Source organism: Microbacterium sp. LWH11-1.2 (assembly GCF_038397745.1).
GTDB lineage: Bacteria > Actinomycetota > Actinomycetes > Actinomycetales > Microbacteriaceae > Microbacterium.
The window spans coordinates 1,136,509-1,151,611 of sequence record NZ_CP151636.1 but is presented as its reverse complement, the minus strand read 5'-3'; the positions used below and the strand labels follow the sequence as shown (position 1 = coordinate 1,151,611).

At 69.4% G+C, this 15,103-nt stretch carries 17 protein-coding genes; 3 read left to right on the top strand and 14 right to left on the bottom strand.

Going from position 1 to position 15,103, the window contains the following annotated elements; translation table 11 throughout:
* Window positions 1-2: 2 nt before the first annotated feature.
* From rpsF to MRBLWH11_RS05390, 4 genes are all read right to left on the bottom strand, one after another.
* Complete coding sequence (rpsF, locus tag MRBLWH11_RS05405) at window positions 3-371, bottom strand: 30S ribosomal protein S6 (protein WP_042541520.1); 369 nt, start codon at window positions 369-371, stop codon at window positions 3-5.
* 131 nt (window positions 372-502) lie between these two features.
* Window positions 503-1,531, bottom strand: a complete 1,029-nt coding sequence (locus tag MRBLWH11_RS05400; protein ID WP_341947022.1) for an iron chelate uptake ABC transporter family permease subunit — start codon at window positions 1,529-1,531, stop codon at window positions 503-505.
* A complete protein-coding gene (locus MRBLWH11_RS05395; RefSeq protein WP_341947021.1) occupies window positions 1,528-2,559 on the bottom strand; it encodes an iron chelate uptake ABC transporter family permease subunit in 1,032 nt (343 codons plus the stop codon). The genes MRBLWH11_RS05400 and MRBLWH11_RS05395 overlap by 4 nt, the downstream gene beginning before the upstream one ends.
* Complete coding sequence (locus MRBLWH11_RS05390) at window positions 2,556-3,599, bottom strand: iron-siderophore ABC transporter substrate-binding protein (RefSeq protein ID WP_341947020.1); 1,044 nt, start codon at window positions 3,597-3,599, stop codon at window positions 2,556-2,558. Before MRBLWH11_RS05390 ends, MRBLWH11_RS05395 begins: the two co-directional genes overlap by 4 nt.
* 184 nt (window positions 3,600-3,783) lie before the next feature.
* Between MRBLWH11_RS05390 and MRBLWH11_RS05385 the strand changes: the two genes are divergently transcribed.
* Window positions 3,784-4,488: a hypothetical protein gene (locus MRBLWH11_RS05385; protein ID WP_341947019.1), complete on the top strand. Its 705-nt coding sequence runs from the start codon at window positions 3,784-3,786 to the stop codon at window positions 4,486-4,488.
* Between the two features lie 80 nt (window positions 4,489-4,568).
* Here the strand turns inward: MRBLWH11_RS05385 and MRBLWH11_RS05380 are convergent, their stop codons facing one another.
* Together MRBLWH11_RS05380 and MRBLWH11_RS05375 are read right to left on the bottom strand one after the other, a co-directional pair.
* Entirely contained in the window at window positions 4,569-5,693 is a 1,125-nt protein-coding gene (locus MRBLWH11_RS05380; protein ID WP_341947018.1) for a hypothetical protein, read from the bottom strand.
* Window positions 5,677-6,270: an RNA polymerase sigma factor gene (locus MRBLWH11_RS05375; protein WP_341947017.1), complete on the bottom strand. Its 594-nt coding sequence runs from the start codon at window positions 6,268-6,270 to the stop codon at window positions 5,677-5,679. The genes MRBLWH11_RS05380 and MRBLWH11_RS05375 overlap by 17 nt, the downstream gene beginning before the upstream one ends.
* Window positions 6,271-6,399: 129 nt before the next feature.
* Between MRBLWH11_RS05375 and MRBLWH11_RS05370 the strand changes: the two genes are divergently transcribed.
* Entirely contained in the window at window positions 6,400-7,047 is a 648-nt protein-coding gene (locus MRBLWH11_RS05370) for a hypothetical protein (protein ID WP_341947016.1), read from the top strand.
* Between the two features lie 22 nt (window positions 7,048-7,069).
* Here MRBLWH11_RS05370 and MRBLWH11_RS05365 read toward each other — a convergent pair whose 3' ends face one another.
* From MRBLWH11_RS05365 to MRBLWH11_RS05345, 5 genes are read right to left on the bottom strand one after another with little or no spacing between them, the layout of a single operon-like run.
* Window positions 7,070-7,909, bottom strand: a complete 840-nt coding sequence (locus MRBLWH11_RS05365; RefSeq protein WP_341947015.1) for an ATP-binding cassette domain-containing protein — start codon at window positions 7,907-7,909, stop codon at window positions 7,070-7,072.
* The gene (locus tag MRBLWH11_RS05360; protein WP_341947014.1) at window positions 7,902-8,762 is read right to left on the bottom strand and encodes an ABC transporter ATP-binding protein; all 861 of its coding nucleotides are present in this window, start codon (window positions 8,760-8,762) and stop codon (window positions 7,902-7,904) included. Before MRBLWH11_RS05360 ends, MRBLWH11_RS05365 begins: the two co-directional genes overlap by 8 nt.
* On the bottom strand, window positions 8,759-9,667 hold the full coding sequence (locus MRBLWH11_RS05355; RefSeq protein WP_116633389.1) for an ABC transporter permease: 909 nt from the start codon (window positions 9,665-9,667) through the stop codon (window positions 8,759-8,761). The genes MRBLWH11_RS05360 and MRBLWH11_RS05355 overlap by 4 nt, the downstream gene beginning before the upstream one ends.
* Window positions 9,664-10,725, bottom strand: a complete 1,062-nt coding sequence (locus MRBLWH11_RS05350) for an ABC transporter permease (protein WP_116633388.1) — start codon at window positions 10,723-10,725, stop codon at window positions 9,664-9,666. The genes MRBLWH11_RS05355 and MRBLWH11_RS05350 overlap by 4 nt, the downstream gene beginning before the upstream one ends.
* Before the next feature lie 11 nt (window positions 10,726-10,736).
* Window positions 10,737-12,323, bottom strand: a complete 1,587-nt coding sequence (locus MRBLWH11_RS05345) for an ABC transporter substrate-binding protein (protein WP_341947013.1) — start codon at window positions 12,321-12,323, stop codon at window positions 10,737-10,739.
* 151 nt (window positions 12,324-12,474) lie between these two features.
* Between MRBLWH11_RS05345 and MRBLWH11_RS05340 the strand changes: the two genes are divergently transcribed.
* Window positions 12,475-13,062, top strand: a complete 588-nt coding sequence (locus MRBLWH11_RS05340; protein WP_279303198.1) for an Lrp/AsnC family transcriptional regulator — start codon at window positions 12,475-12,477, stop codon at window positions 13,060-13,062.
* A gap of 1 nt (window position 13,063) precedes the next feature.
* On the opposite strand, the gene MRBLWH11_RS05335 is transcribed toward MRBLWH11_RS05340, so the two are convergent.
* From MRBLWH11_RS05335 to MRBLWH11_RS05325, 3 genes are read right to left on the bottom strand one after another with little or no spacing between them, the layout of a single operon-like run.
* Window positions 13,064-13,420: a hypothetical protein gene (locus MRBLWH11_RS05335; RefSeq protein ID WP_341947012.1), complete on the bottom strand. Its 357-nt coding sequence runs from the start codon at window positions 13,418-13,420 to the stop codon at window positions 13,064-13,066.
* Between the two features lie 22 nt (window positions 13,421-13,442).
* A complete protein-coding gene (locus tag MRBLWH11_RS05330; RefSeq protein WP_116633384.1) occupies window positions 13,443-14,039 on the bottom strand; it encodes a GNAT family N-acetyltransferase in 597 nt (198 codons plus the stop codon).
* The gene (locus MRBLWH11_RS05325) at window positions 14,036-15,049 is read right to left on the bottom strand and encodes a hypothetical protein (protein WP_341947010.1); all 1,014 of its coding nucleotides are present in this window, start codon (window positions 15,047-15,049) and stop codon (window positions 14,036-14,038) included. Before MRBLWH11_RS05325 ends, MRBLWH11_RS05330 begins: the two co-directional genes overlap by 4 nt.
* Window positions 15,050-15,103: the final 54 nt, after the last annotated feature.

Here is a 15,103-nt window from a genome sequence, read left to right as displayed (position 1 = left end):
GCTTAGGCCTTCGCAGCCTTGGCGGCCTTGCGGGCAGCCTTCTCTTCGGTGCGCTTGGCCTCGAATGCGACCATCGCCTGAGCTTCTTCCGAACGGAGGACCTTGGTGCGCATGATCTGCTCGTTCAGCTTCAGCTGACGGTCGAGCTCCTGCGTGGCCTCGCTGGTAGCGGTGAAGTTGACGACGGCGTAGATGCCCTCGTTCTTCTTCTGGATCTCGTAGGCCAGACGGCGCTTACCCCAGATGTCGACCTTGTCGATCGAGCCACCATCGTTGGTGATGACCTTCAGGAACTTGTCGAGCGTAGGTGCGACCTGGCGCTCGTCGATCTCGGGGGTCAGAATGACCATGAGTTCGTACTGGTGCGTCACTTACCCACCTCCTTCGGACTAGAACGGCTTCCGCGTATCTCGCGGAAGCAGGAGGGTGTGTGAACGTGTCCGCCAGAAGGCAGACAACCTCGTCAGTCTAGCGGAAGCGCGCGCCCGTCGCGAACGCGTGCTCAGAAGCGCCGCCGGGCCGTGCGCACGACGAGGAAGATGAGGTAGACGCCGCCGAGCACGAGAGTCACCACGCCGACGGGCAGCGCGCGCCCCGGGAAGGCGTTCTGCCCGATGATGTCGGCCAGCGACAGCAGTACCGCTCCCATCAGTGCCGTGGCGACGAGATGGAGTGGGCCGTTCTTCACGATGAGCCTCGCCAGGTGGGGCGCGGCGAGGGCGACGAAGGCGATGGGGCCGATCGCGGCCGTGACGACGGCGCACAGACCGACCGCGATGGCGACGAGTCCCGCCTTCGTGAGGGCGATCCGTCCGCCGAGGCTCGTGCCGATGTCGTCGCCCAGCTCGATGAGCCAGAGCCCGCGGCGCGACAGCACGAGGACGACGATCAGCGCTGACACGATGATGATCGGAGCGATCGCCTGCGCCCACCCGACGCCGTTGAGCGATCCCGCACCCCAGATGGCGGCGGAGACGGCGACCTCGAGTCTGGCGCGCAGCAGCATCCAGGCGTTCACGGCCGCAAGCACGGCGCTCACCCCGATGCCGACGATGACGATGCGATAGCCGAGGGCGCCTCTGCCGGCGACGAGCGCGGCGACCAGTGCCGCGGTCGCGAAGCCGCCGAGGACCGCGGCGATCGACACGGCGACACCCGACGAGCCGCCGGTGGTCATGATGAGGAGGGCGCCGGTGTAGGCGCCGGTGGTGAGCCCGATCACGTCGGGACTGCCGAGCGGGTTGCGGGTGATGGTCTGGAACACGGTGCCCGACAGTGCCAGGGCCGCGCCGAAGAACAGTGCGGCGAGCGCGCGGGGCAGCCGCCAGTCGACGACGACCATGCGCACGCCCCCCTGCGTCTCGAACAGGGCCTCGATGACACGGATCGGAGAGATCACGCGGTCGCCGATCGACAGGCTCGCGAGGAACGAGGCCAGCACGGCGACGACGAGGAGGCCCATCGCCCAGCGCGCGCGTCGATCGAGCGGACGACGGAGGCGACGGATGCCGGGCCGCGACGAGGCGTTCACAGCTGCACCGGGTTCTTCCGGCGGCCGATCCAGATCAGGAACGGCGCGGCGACGAAGGCCATGACGATGCCGACCGGCACCTCCTGCGGCGCGATGACGACGCGCCCGACCACATCGCCGAGCACCACGACGATCGCGCCGATCACGGCGGCGAGAGGCACGATCGCCTTCTGCGAGGAGCCGACGACGCCTCGGGCGATGTGGGGTGCGGCGAGCCCGAGGAACGCGACGGGTCCGGCGACGGCGGTCGCGGTTCCGGCGAGGAGCGTGACCGAGGCCACCGCGCCGGTGCGCAGCGGTCCGATCCTGACTCCGAGGGCAGCGGCCGTGTCGTCGCCCAGGGCGAGCACGTCGAGGCTCCTCGTGATCGCGAGGGCGAGCACGAGTCCCACGGCGATCGTCGGGCCGGCGACCGTCAGGATCGACAGGTCGCGACCGGCGAGTGCGCCGGACTCCCAGCTGCGCATCTGCAGGAACGCGGTCGGGTTGAGCAGCACGAGGGCCGTGGTCACGCCGCCGAGCACCGCCGCGAGGGCGACGCCCGCCAGCACGAGCGTGACCGGGCTGCCGCCGCCCGCCGCTCCCAGCAGGACGACGCCGATGGTGGCGACGAGCGCTCCGGCGAGCGCGGCGGCCATGAGTGCCGGGAAGTCGTCGATCCCGAGCGCCGCGACCGCGACGGCGACCGCGACCGAGGCACCCGCATTGACCCCGAGGATGCCGGGGTCGGCGAGCGCGTTTCGGGTGAGCCCCTGCATCACGGCGCCCGCGGCGCCGAGGGCGAGACCGACGAGGATGCCGAACACCGTGCGCGGGATGCGGGACTCCCGCACCACGAGCTGCAGGTCGCTGCCGTCGAAGCGCACGATCGCATCGATCACGGTGTCGATGCCGACGAGCTTGGTGCCGACGGTGAGGCCGATGCCTGCCGTCACGATGAGCGCGGCGGTGGCGAGCACGACGACGAGCGCGATCCGCCCGGCGGATGACCGGGACGGATCGCGTCGTGTGCGTGCGGGAGAGGTCACTCCGCGGTGCGCGCGGGACCGTTCCCCGCGATGGCGTCTGCGAGAGCCGGCACGAGGGCGTCGATCACGTACGGAAGGCTCAGCGGCGAGGTGAAGTAGATCGCACCGGCCGTCACGCCGTCGGTGTAGACCACAGAGCCCCTCTTCATCGCCTCGACCGCCGTCACGAAGGCCTCGCCCTCGAGGGCGGTGATGTCGTCGTCGGACTCGGTGCCCCAGATGAGCACGTCGGCCGCGTTCAGCACGTCGAGGTTCTCGACCGGGATGTACGCCTGGCCACCGGACTCGTCCTCCGGCGCGTAGGCGTCGATCTCCGACGGGATCGAGAAGCCGAGGTCGGTGAGGAAGTCGGTGCTGAGACCGTCCTGGTAGGCGATCGCCGCGCCGTCGTAGATCGCGTTCTGCAGGAACACGACCGAGGCGCCGGCGAACTCGGGGTGCGCCTCGGCGGCTTCGGCGAACTGCGCGTCGATGTCGTCGACGAGCTTCTGCGCGTCCTCCGAGCGGCCGACGGCCTTGCCGATCTGCAGCGTCTGCACGTCCCACGGCTCGAAGTACATCGAGTAGTCGCCCGAGTGCGCGATCGTCGGCGCGATGTCGGACAGGCGGTCGAAGTCCTCTTCCGTCATGCCGGCGTTGGTGCCGATGATGAGGTCGGGGTCGAGCAGCGCTATCGCCTCGAAGTCCAGGCCGTCGCTGGTGCCGAGCACCTCGGGCTCGGAGTCGCCGCGGGCCTCGTCCGCCCACGGCCACGAGGCGAAGTCGTATCCGCCGTACCACTCGGTGACGCCGACGGGCTCGATGCCCAGCGCCCAGAGCGTGTCCTGCTCGGTGTAGCCGACCGTGACCACTCGCTGGGGCTGCGCGGAGATCTCGGTCTCGCCGTAGGCGTGCTCGACCGTGACGGGGAAGGCCCCGTCGTCGGCTGCGGGTGCCGTACCGCCGCCGTTCTCAGCGGCGGGCGCGCAGGCGGTGAGGGCCGCCGCGGCGACGGCGACGGCGAGGAAGGCGGTGAGCGCCCTCGTGCGTGTGAAGGACATGGCGAACCTGTTCGTCGAAGTTAGGGTTGGCTAAGCTTATCGACGCCCTGCTCTTGGCGCATCCGTCGACCGCCATGGGGAGCGGTACCCGGCCTCGGTGTCCGAGGAGATGCGAAACATTTGGCATGCTGGAAGCCGTGCCTCGATGACCGTCGTCGGGGCATACGACCGAAGGGGGGACGCCATGCGCGTCAACAAATTCGGGGTCGGCGTGATTCTCGCCGCCTCGGTCCTGCTCACCGGCTGCGCGGCCGGGGGCTCCGACAAGCCCGCCGACGCGAAGCCCAGCGCCGGGGCTTCGCAGGAAGCCGAAGCCCCGACCTCGGATTGCCCCGAGCTGTCGGATGGCGCGACGGTCGACGGAACGGCCCTCGGCACCTGCATCGCCGACGCCATGTCGGACACCGCGGGATACGCGGCGACGAGCACCGTGATGGGCATGGAGACCCAGGCGAAGTTCAACCCGTCCGAGAAGGCCCTCGAGTCGATCTCGCCCGTCGGATCCGTCATCGCGATCGGCGACGACGTCTGGGTGAAGTCCGGCGATGGAGCATGGCAGGCCGCCGACACCGCGTCGAGCGACCCGATCATCGCCGCGCTCAGCGCCGCCGCCGCCGACGTCTCCGCCCTGGACCCCGCCGCGGCCGCAGCAGCGATCACGGGTGACTTCACGGTCACCGGCACCGGCGAGCGCCTCGGCCAGAAGGTCTTCCTCCTCAGCGGCACCGTCGAGCAGCAGGGCACCGAGGTTCAGGTCGTGTACGAGGTCACCGGCGACTACATCAACCTCGCGTCGACCAGCACCGCCTCGCTCGAGGGCCAGTCGGTCGAGGTCACGATGGAGATCACCGAGTGGGACGTGAAGCAGGACATCGTCGCACCGGTCTGATCCGGAGCTGAGAACAGGCGGGCCGAGGCTGATGCCTCGGCCCGCCGTGTTTCTGGGCACGCGACGGTGCAGAGCAGCCGTCAGCCCTCGCTGTTGATCGCGGGGGGCGCGTCGACGATCTCGTGCGTGAAGCGTCGGATGGTCGTCGGCGCTCCGTCCTCGACGAGCGGACTCGTGCCTACCGGCACGTCCTGGCCGGCATCGTACGCCTCGGTCAGATGCTGAGACACTTCCAGCAGCTGATCGGTCTCCGTGTCGAAGACGAGTCGACGCAGAGCCCGGTCGTCATCGAGGCGGACAGTGGTGACGGTTCCCACCACCGACTCGATGTGCAGGCCGTCCGAGAGCGCGATCACACCGAGGAGCACCGCGCGGTAGGCGGCCGAGGCGGTGGCGATGTCGCCGGTGACCAGGCTCTCGAAGACCACGGCGATGGCCTTCTCCTCGGTGGTCCCGGCGGGGAGCTCCGCCAGGACGTCGTCGAGGAACTCCTGCGGCTCGGTCGCGAACGTGCCCCAGTCGTCGATTCGAGAGTCGTCGGGGTCGTCGATCACCTGCCACTCCGCGAGATCGTTGCTCCACAGACGCGCATGCGCGACACCATCCATCTGGAACACCGCCGACGGGCGAGGAGTTTCGATGACCTCATCCCAGAGCCCATAGGTCGAGCCGTAGTAGGAGTTCCACGCGTCCTCTACGGCCTGGACGTCGCCGTTCGCCCCGACAGGCTGATACTCGCTCGTCTCCAGGATCGGCGGGACCTCGGGGTCGGACGAGAGGAAGGTCGACGTGATCCACCTCGTCGTCAGAACGCCGGTCGCGTCCTGCAGCACATAGGAGAAGGGTTCCGCCTCCGTCGGCCCGTGGAAGCCCATGACCTGCTCGAACGTCTCGGTCGTCTTCAGGTACTTGCCGGCCGGTATCTCGGACGCCCGGAGCTGTGCGGCAGCACTCAGGACGATCGTCTCCGCTGCCGACGCCGGAGGCGCGACGACAGCGCCGACGGTGAACGTGCCCGCAACGACCGCTGCCACCGCGGAGACGCCGAGGACGCCACCTGCTGTGCCGAATGCGATTCCGAGACCACGGCGACGTCGCCGGCGCCCCTCGCCGGCCATCGCCCGATGAAGCGAGTTCCGCGCACCGACGATGCCGGCGGAGGGGTCTTCCACTCCGAGTTCGCGAACGCTATCCAAGATGTCCATATCCGACCTCCGATGAGTGCAGTGCGTTGATTGATGTCCGGTCGGCCGCGCGCGCCGGCGCGAGCAGCCGACGGACGCGATTGAGGCGCGACTTCACGGTTCCCACCGGAACGCCGAGAGCCTGCGCCGTCTCCTCATAGCTCAGATCCCCCCAGGCGAAGAGGAAGAGGGTGTCGCGGTCCTTTTTCGCCAGTGCCGCGACCCGAGGAGCCAGCTCCCGGAGCGCCGCACTCGCGTCGAGACGGTCCGACAGACCGTCGGAGTCGTCGGGGAGCGCTCGCTCGGGTTGCTGCGCGATCAGGCTCCGCAGCTGCTTGGCCTCGCTCGCGCGGTGTCGGTGGATGACCCGGGTCGCGATGCCGAGCAGCCACGGGCGCGCGGAATCGACGCGGAGATCGAAGCTCGCGCGCCGGCGGAACGCCACGAGGAACGTCTCGCTGAGCACGTCTTCCGCGACATCCGGTCCGACCCGTCGAGAAGCGAAGCCCGCCACGGCGCGGGCGTGCCTCTCGAACAGCTCGCCGAACGCGGCCGCCTCGTGTCTCGATCGTCGAACGATCTCGCTATCAGTAGTCACATCAGATATTCCTCGGCCCGCGCGATCAGGTTCACGCGCCGTCAGCATAGGCCTCCGTCGAGGCGAGGCGGCGCGACAGGAAGGCGCGGCTAGGTTATGAGCATGCGACGACATCGCGCTCCTCTAGTGGTGGTCATTCTGCTGGCAGCGTTGGGTACCTCTGGCTGCATCCAATGGGGTGAGTACGCGATGGGTTCGGAGTGCGAGAGCTTCTCGCAAGAGGTCGAAGAAGCTGTAGACGCCGCCTACGGCGACGCGCCTCAGATCGACAGAATGTGGGCCGGCGAGGCCGAGGTCTGGTGCAGTTTCGACGTGCTCACCGGTCTAGACCTCGCGGTCGACGATCAGACGCGAGTCGATCTGCGAAGCACGCTGCAGGCGCTTCTCGAGGAGACCTTCAGCAGCGGCGTGGAAGTCACGGTCGTCTACGCGGCGGACCAGGACTTCATCCTGTTGGACACTCGGGAGAGCGTCGCTCGAGCGGAATGCACGACGATTTCCCAGCAGGTCGAGAGCCTCGTGGTCGAACTCTACGGTGACGAGGCTTATGTCTTCACCGTCCGAGCGCCGGCGGCCTCACCCGGCGACGCCGAGTGCAGCTTCGACGTGCTCACACAACAGGACATGCCTGCAGGTGAACCCGCACGACTGGAAGCCAGTCGAGCAGTTCAGGCCGTGCTCCCGCCCGATGTCGAAGCCAACCTCGTGTACGCGGACGGCCGCGACCGGGTACTCGATTCTGGTGTGACGACGGAGCTGGCGCCCAGCGATCCGTGAGCCCCGGCCGCCGGTTCCCGCCTCAGTTCAGGACGGGCGGGATCTCCGACCACACCTCGCGGTCGCCCACCGAGGGCGCTGCCGGGATGCGTCCGGCGCCGTCGGGCTCCGGGATCGCGGCGAGCAGCGCGCGGGTGTACGGATGCTGCGGCGCCGACCACACCTGATCGGTCGGACCCGACTCCAGCACGCGGCCGGCGAACATCACGAAGGTGCGGTCGGCGATGCGTCGCACCACGGCGAGGTCGTGCGAGATGAAGAGCATCCCCGCTCCGGCCTCTGCCACGAGGTCCCGCATGAGGCCGGCCACGCTGGTCTGCGTCGAGGCGTCGAGCGCCGAGATCGGCTCGTCGGCGACGAGCAGCGAGGGACGCGCCGCGAGCGCACGGGCGATCGCGATGCGCTGCTTCTGCCCGCCGGAGAACTGATGCGGGAACCGCGAGGCGACGTCGGCGGGGAGGCCGACGCGCTCCAGCCACTCGGCCACGGTCGACCCCTCGGCGCCGCGCGCGCGAGCGGTCGCGATGCCGTCGGCGATCTGGTCGCCGACGCGGCGACGCGGGTTCAGCGAGGTCGACGGGTCCTGGAACACCATCTGGATGCCGGTCAGCGCGGTCGACCGACGGCGGATGCCGAGCGGCGACACGGGGGCGTCGCGGAAGAGCACGGTTCCCGCCGCGGTCTTCTCGATGCCGACGACGGCACGCGCGAGGCTCGACTTGCCGCTGCCGGACTCGCCGACGAGCGCCACGGTCTCGCCGGGCGCGACCTGGAGCGACACCCCGTTCACCGCGATCACGGGCGGGTTGCCCGGGTAGCGCACGACCACGTCCTGCGCGTCGAGGACGGCGACCTCACTCATCTGCATCCCCTTCACCCGTGATCTCGGCATCCGCTCGCTCGACGAGCTCGGCATCCGCGATCTTCGATCCGGGGAGCGCCGCGAGCAGCGTGCGCGTGTACTCGTGCTGGGGGTCGCGGAACAGCGTCTCCCGGTCGGCGAGCTCGACGACCCGGCCGTCCTTCATCACCGCGACCTCATCGGCGATCGCGCTCATGACGCCGAGGTCGTGCGTGACGAGCAGCACCGCGAGGTTCCGCTCGATCGCGAGGTCGCGCAGCAGCTGCAGGATCCCGGCCTGCACGGTGACGTCGAGTGCTGTGGTGGGCTCGTCGGCCAGCAGCACCTCGGGGTCGCATGCCAGGGCGCAGGCGATCGCGATGCGCTGACGCTGTCCGCCGGAGAACTGGTGCGGGTAGCGCCCCAGCGCCTCGGTCGGATTCGGCACCTGCACGGTCTCGAGCAGCTCGATCGCTCGCGCTCGCGCCGCCGCGCCCTTGAGCCCGAGGTGCACGCGCATGTGGTCGGTGAGCTGCCGACCGACCGGCAGCTGCGGGTGCAGTGATGCCGACGGGTCCTGGAAGACCATGGCGATGCGCTTGCCTCGCACGCGGTTGAGCGCGCGGCGGCCGAGGCCGACCAGCTCCTCCCCCGCCAGGGTGATCGATCCGCCGGTGCGCGCCTGTCGCGGCAGGAGCCCGAGCACGGCGAGCGAGGTCAGGGTCTTGCCTGATCCCGATTCGCCGGCGAGGCCGTGGATGCGTCCGGGCAGCAGCTCGAGCGAGACGCCGCGCACGAGCGGACGGCCGATGTCGATCGTGAGATCGCGGATGCTGAGCGTCGCGTTCCGGGCCTCGACGGTGCCGGCGGTCATGCGGACACCCCCGCCGAGGCCTTGTGCTCGGCCTGCTTCTCGTGCGTGACCTCGGCGGTCGGGTCGAGCACGTCGCGCATCGCGTCTCCGAGGAAGTTGAACGCCAGCACGACCGTGAGGATCGCGAGGCCCGGGAAGACGCCGAGCCACCAGGCGTCGAAGTTCTGCATCGCGCCCGAGATCATGGAGCCCCACTCCGCCGTGGGCGGCTGGGCGCCGAGGCCGAGGAAGGAGAGTCCGGACAGGAGCAGGATCGCCGCGCCGATGTCGAGCGTCGCGAGCACCAGGACGGGGCCGGCGATGTTCGGGAGGATGTCGACGAAAAGCGTGCGCAGCGGGGAGTGCCCCAAGAGGCGACCGGCGATCACGTAGTTCTGACCGCGCAGGCTGAGCACGATGCTGCGCGTGACGCGCGAGTACTGCGGCCACGAGACGACGATCGCCGCGATCACCGCGTTGAACAGGGACGGGCCGAGGGATGCCGCGACGACCATCGCGAGGATAACCGTCGGGAACGCCATGAACAGGTCGGTGATGCGCATGAGGGTCTCATCGAGCCATCCGCCGAAGTATCCGGCGAGCGCGCCGATCACGGTGCCGATGATCATCGCGGCGATCACGAGCATGAGTGCGAGCGGGAGGCTCACGGTCGCGCCCGTCATGAGCCGGGAGAAGATGTCGCGGCCGTTGCCGTCGGTGCCGAGGAGTGTGTCGATGCCCGGGGGCTGCAGTCGCGGCAGCACCTGGGCGTTCGGACCGAAGGGCACCCACCACTGCGCCGTGAAGGCGACGATGATCCAGGCACCCGCGATGACCGTGCCGATGATGCCGAGCGGTGTGCGCCAGGCGCGGGGCCAGCGGAAGCGGAAGCGCCCGGCCGGGGATGCGGCGGCGATGCGGCTCATGCGATCCTCACTCTCGGGTCCAGGACGCCGTAGAGGAGATCGACGACGAAGTTGATGAGGAGGTAGATGACGCCGACCACGAGACCGACGCCCATGATGCCGGGGAGGTCGAGGTTGGCCGCCGAGTTGTAGGCGTAGGTGCCGAGGCCCGGCCAGGCGAACACCGACTCGACGAGGACCGTTCCGGAGAGCAGTGAGCCGAAGGCGACGCCGACGATCGTGAGGATCGGCAGCGAGGCACCGCGGAGCACGTAGTCGAGGATGACGCGCATGGCCGGAAGGCCCTTGGCCCGTGCGGCGCGCACGTAGTCGCTGCCCAGGACCTCGAGCACCGAGGTGCGGATGAAGCGGGTCAGCAGGCCGATCGTGACGAGCGACAGCACCAGGACCGGGAGGGCGAGGTGGGCGAGTGCATCGAAGAAGCCGACGCCGTCGCCGTTCAGGAGGTAGTCGACGGTGTAGAGGCCCGTGATCCGCGGCGGCGGGGTGATCGAGGGCGAGATGCGCCCCGACCCCGGCGCGATGCGCAGCTCGAGGAAGAACACGTAGAAGCTGACGAGCGCCAGCCAGAAGGTCGGCACGCTCAGTCCGACGAGCGTCACGACGCGGATGACCTGGTCGGTCACGAGGCCGCGGCGGTAGGCCGCGAGGGTGCCGAGCACGATGCTGACCGCGAGGCTCAGGATGATCGCGCCGATCGCGATCTCGATCGTCGCCGGCACCGCGGTGGCGAGGTCGCTGGTGACCGGGCGACCGGTCACCAGCGACGTGCCGAGGTCCCCGCGGAGCAGGTTCCCCATATAGATGAAGTACTGCACGAACAGCGGCTGGTCGAGTCCGTTGGCCTTGATGAAGGCCTCGCGAGTCGCCGGGTTCTGCGACGCGCCCTCACCGAGCGCCGCCGAGACCGGGTCTCCCGGCACCAGGTTGGTGAGCGCGAACGTGACGATCGTCACGCCCACCAGCAGGAGCAGGGAGGTTCCGGCCCGCCGCAGCAGGTACCCGACCAGAGGCGATCTGCGCCGCTGCGCCTGCCTCTGCACCGCCACCGTCGTCATGGGGATCCCGCTCAGCCGGCCGGGGTGATCTCGGCGATGTCCATCTCCCAGACGGAGTTGTACACGGCACCGGCCACGTCGCCCGCGGTCGCGATGTTGCGGCCGGGGACGATCAGCGGGACGAACGGGCCCTCGGCCTGCATCGCCTCGGCGAACGAGGTGAAGGCGTCGGCACGCACGGCCTCATCGGTCGCGCTGGCGGCACCCGCGGCGATCCCGGCGATCTCCGGGTTGGCCTCGGCGGCCCAGCCGGCGCGCAGGCCGACCTTGAGACCCGGGGCGAAGGGGAGGAAGTTCGCGGAGTCCGCGTAGTCCGGGCCCCAGAACCAGAGGCCGAAGCCCTCGGTGCCGTTCACGTAGGCGTCGAGCTCGGTGGCGAACGGTGCGGGAGCGAGTTCGACCGCGATGCCGGCCTCCTCGAGCTGCGCCTGGATGCGCTCCGCGAGCGGCGTGAACTCCACGCCGCCGACCGGGTAGTCGTTCGGGAACTGCAGCTTCAGCGTCTGACCCGTGTAGCCGGCCTCGGCGAGCGCGGCCTTGGCCTTGTCGAGGTCCTGCTCCACGCCGGAGTCGAGAGCGCCCTCGAATCCGGGCGGGATGACGCCGGTCGCCTGGACCGCGCCGGCACCCGCCAGCTCGAGCAGGGCGTCGTAGTCGAGCGAGTACCGGATCGCCTCGGCGATCTTCACGTTCGCGAGCTCACCGGCGACGGCATCCGACTGGTTGAGCAGCAGGAAGATCGTCTGGCCCGAGGGAACGGACGAGGCCCTGAGGTCGTCGCCGAGACCGGCGACCTGGTCGCCGTTCAGGTCCATCGCGACCATCGAGTCGCCGCCCTTGAGGTTGGCGAGCTGCGTGGCGCTCTCCGAGACGTTGCGGACGACGACGCGGGAGTAGGCCGACTCCTCGTCGCCGTTGTACTCGTCGTTCTTCGTCAGCACGACCTGCGAGCTGAGGTCGAGGGTGTCGAGCACGAAGGGCCCGGAGCCGGCGGACTCGCCGTCGAGGAAGCCCTGTGCCGTGTCGGCGCCGTCGGTGGTGCCGCCGTTCTCGATCACGACGTCGGAGTTGACGATGCCGAGCGCAGGGTTCGCGAGGATCGCGGGCAGCTGCAGGAGCGGGGTCTCGGAGACGAACGAGATCGTCTTGTCGTCGACCTCGGTGATGGTGAGGCCGCCGAGGAGGAAGTTCGGCTTGGCCTCGGTCATGCCCTGGATGCGCTGCAGCGTGAAGACGACGTCCTTCGCCTCGATCGGCGAACCGTCGGAGAAGACGCGGTCGCCCTCGAGCGTGAAGGTGAACTCCGTCGCGGCGTCGTTCTGCTCCCACGACGCGAGACCGGGGACGGGGGTCGAGACGTCGGAGCCCTCGAAGTCGACGAGGGTCTCGTACAGGGCCTTCGCGATCATGTTGCCGGTCGGGTCGTAGGTGTGCCCCGGGTCGGCCGTCTCGATCGAGAACGCGGTGTCGATGACGAGCGAATCCGAGCCCGAGGACTGGTCGCCGTTATTGGCGGAGTTGCCTCCCGAGCAACCGGCGAGCGCGAGGAGCGCGACCGCTCCGATCGCGATGACTGACGTGCTGCGACGTGACGACATGAGAGCCTCCAGAGGCGAGGAGTACATTCGGGTGTGGTCGACCCAGATGTGGACGACCGGTGATCAGATTCGCATCATATGCGACGATGTGTCCAGCAAGGGTGGGTCGCACCGACACGCTCTGTCCAGAACATCCCTCGTGAGGAGCAATATGTCCAGCAAGGATGCGGAACAGTCGAAGCATTCTGGACGAAGTGCCGCCCCATTGGACGAGACCGCGTACAGAATCCTCGATGTGCTCCGTGATAACGGTCGCGTCTCGATCGCCGCACTCGCCGACAAGGTGGGCATCTCGAGGGCGAATGCGTACACGCGGGTCGAGTCGCTCGTGCACGACGGGGTCATCACCGGGTTCAGCGCCCGGGTCGATCAGGCCAAGGCCGGCCTCTCGATCGGCGCCCTCGTGTTCGTCACGGTCCTCCCCCAGGCCTGGGCGTCGTTCCGCGACCGCGTGCTCGAGATGCCCGATGTCGAGTGGTGCGCGATCACGACGGGCGAGCACGATGCGATGCTGCTGATCCGGGCCGTCGACGTCAGCGGTGTGCACGAGTTCTCCACCGGAGTGATCGCGCAGCTGCCCGAGGTGCGCACGGTCGTCAGCGTCGTCGTGCTCGACGAGGTGATCCGGCGGCCGTACCTGCTGCCTGCGGATCTGCCCGAGCGCAGCCTGGAGGTGCCGCTCGGGATGACCCGCTGGACCCCGGCCTCCCCCGGCCGCGACGCGCTGCCCCCGCGCTAGGTCAGTCCGCGATCTCCTCGCACACACTGAGCTGCGGAAGCCCGTGCATCTCGTAGTGCTCGACGAGGCGGATGCGGCCGTCGTCGGTGAGCTCCAGCTCGCTCTCGCCGTCTCCTGTCACGACGCTGCCGTCCGCGACGAGGACGTGCACGAAGGACACCCAGATGGTGTCGCCCGTGCGGGTTCCGACGAACTTGCCGAACGTGACAGTGTCGCCCTCATACCCGCCCCAGATCGCTCCGTCGCGCTCGAAGTACTCGAAGACGCTCGGCGCCTCGGGGTCGACGGCCGAGGTCGTCGACGACACCATCCGGAATCGGCGGCCGTCGAGGGAAGGGAGCGTCGCAGTGGCAGTCACCCCTCGATTATGGGGGATGCCGTCAGGCCGAGGCCGCGCCGCTCCTCCCACGCCACTCGTCTTCGAGCTGCGCGTAGACGAGCATCGTGGTCCATTCGCCCTTGAACCACTCGCTCTCGACGAGCCGTGCCTCACGGCGGAATCCGAGCCGTTCGACGACGCCGACGGACGGCGTGTTCCGGTCGTCGATCCGCGCCGCGATGCGGTGCAGGCCCAGTCCGTCGAACCCCAGGGCGAGCAGCGCATCGACCGCCTCGGTGGCATATCCACGACCGGCGAACCGCGGGTCGAAGATGTAGCCGACCTCTCCCGCGCGATCCGTCTCGCTGCGCCAGAACAGCACGACGTCGCCGAGCAGGGCGCCGGTCTCCTGCTCCTCGACGGCGAGGCAGACCGCGTCGCCCGGTTCGGCGAAGCGCGTGCGCGACCAGGTGGTCCCGATGCGCTCTTCGACCTCGGCGAGCGACAGCGGCTCGTACGGCACGTAGCGCACGGCATCCGGATCCGACTTGTAGACGTGCATCGCCGCGGCGTCGCCGGGCGCGATCGGTCGAAGCAGCAGCCGTTCGGTGCGCACCGGATAGTCGGGCGCGAGTCCTCGCGCTGTCTCCGCGGTCACTCGAGGTCCAGGGACAGGAGGCCGGGCAGATGCGCGGTCTGCGCCCGCACCGCCTGGAGGAGGTCGGCGTAGTCCGGGGTGATCGCGACGCGCGACGACGAGAGCAGATGGGTGCTGCGCGCGCCGCCCGCACGTTCGAACCGGATCCGTCGGACGGGGTACGCCGGCGGCGTCATCCAGATGCGGGTGAGCTGCGCGTACGGCTGATCGGTATCGTCGAGGCGGATGCCGTGCGGACTCACCGTCACGCGCTCGGGGATCCCGCGCGCGACACGGCGACGCTGCAGCGCACCGATCGTGAAGCCGATCCCGGCGACGGCGGCCATCGGGACGATCAGCACCAGTGCCGACACCTCGCTCTCGAGGAAGCCGGGCACGGCGGCCAGCAGGCCGAAGCCGAGCGCGACGGCGAAGAAGACGACAGCGCCGATCGTGAGCCGTGCGGCCAGCCGACGCTCCCCGGTGGCGTCGATCGTGAACGTCGTGGGCAGGTGGGCGCGTGCGCGAGCGGCCTCGACCGGGTCGCCGACGGGAGGCGGCGCGATCGGGTTGAGCTCGGCCATGAGCTCGCTGAACGTCGCCCTCGTGAACCCGGGCAGCTCGATGGTGATCTCCCGGTCACCGCTGTACACCACGAGCGCCCGTGTCGTGCCGCTGGGCAGGCCGTTCGTGCGGTGTTCGGTGACCTTCGATCGGAAGGCGGTCGTGGCCCGCGGGAACGCCTCGCGGTTTCCCGCGCGACCGATCTCGACGCTGTCGGGACGCACGACGACCCGGATGTTCCGGAACCAGAAGGCACCGACGAAGACCGCCGCGGTCAGGGCGATCGCCACCACGAGCACGATGGTCCCGCGGGTCGAGATGTTCATCGTCCGCGGGAGGAACCGTGGGAGGAGGAAGAGCGTCGCCGCCGACAGCGCCGCGGCGAGCAGCACGGCGCCGAGGAGGATGCGCAGCGGATGCCGCCGGAAGACGCGCTCGCCCGGAGCGACCTGAACCTGATTCACCATGCGGGATCTCCCCCGAGATCGTGGACTGTCAGCAGCACGCCTCTTACCGTAACG

Bases quoted from the DNA above. Each gene is read 5' to 3' on its own strand.
- MRBLWH11_RS05390 (WP_341947020.1), bottom strand. From the start codon at position 3,599: ATGTCCTTCACACGCACGAGGGCGCTCACCGCCTTCCTCGCCGTCGCC.
- MRBLWH11_RS05385 (WP_341947019.1), top strand. From the start codon at position 3,784: ATGCGCGTCAACAAATTCGGGGTCGGCGTGATTCTCGCCGCCTCGGTC.
- MRBLWH11_RS05380 (WP_341947018.1), bottom strand. From the start codon at position 5,693: ATGGACATCTTGGATAGCGTTCGCGAACTCGGAGTGGAAGACCCCTCC.
- MRBLWH11_RS05365 (WP_341947015.1), bottom strand. From the start codon at position 7,909: ATGAGTGAGGTCGCCGTCCTCGACGCGCAGGACGTGGTCGTGCGCTAC.
- MRBLWH11_RS05360 (WP_341947014.1), bottom strand. From the start codon at position 8,762: ATGACCGCCGGCACCGTCGAGGCCCGGAACGCGACGCTCAGCATCCGC.
- MRBLWH11_RS05355 (WP_116633389.1), bottom strand. From the start codon at position 9,667: ATGAGCCGCATCGCCGCCGCATCCCCGGCCGGGCGCTTCCGCTTCCGC.
- MRBLWH11_RS05350 (WP_116633388.1), bottom strand. From the start codon at position 10,725: ATGACGACGGTGGCGGTGCAGAGGCAGGCGCAGCGGCGCAGATCGCCT.
- MRBLWH11_RS05345 (WP_341947013.1), bottom strand. From the start codon at position 12,323: ATGTCGTCACGTCGCAGCACGTCAGTCATCGCGATCGGAGCGGTCGCG.
- MRBLWH11_RS05340 (WP_279303198.1), top strand. From the start codon at position 12,475: ATGTCCAGCAAGGATGCGGAACAGTCGAAGCATTCTGGACGAAGTGCC.
- MRBLWH11_RS05325 (WP_341947010.1), bottom strand. From the start codon at position 15,049: ATGGTGAATCAGGTTCAGGTCGCTCCGGGCGAGCGCGTCTTCCGGCGG.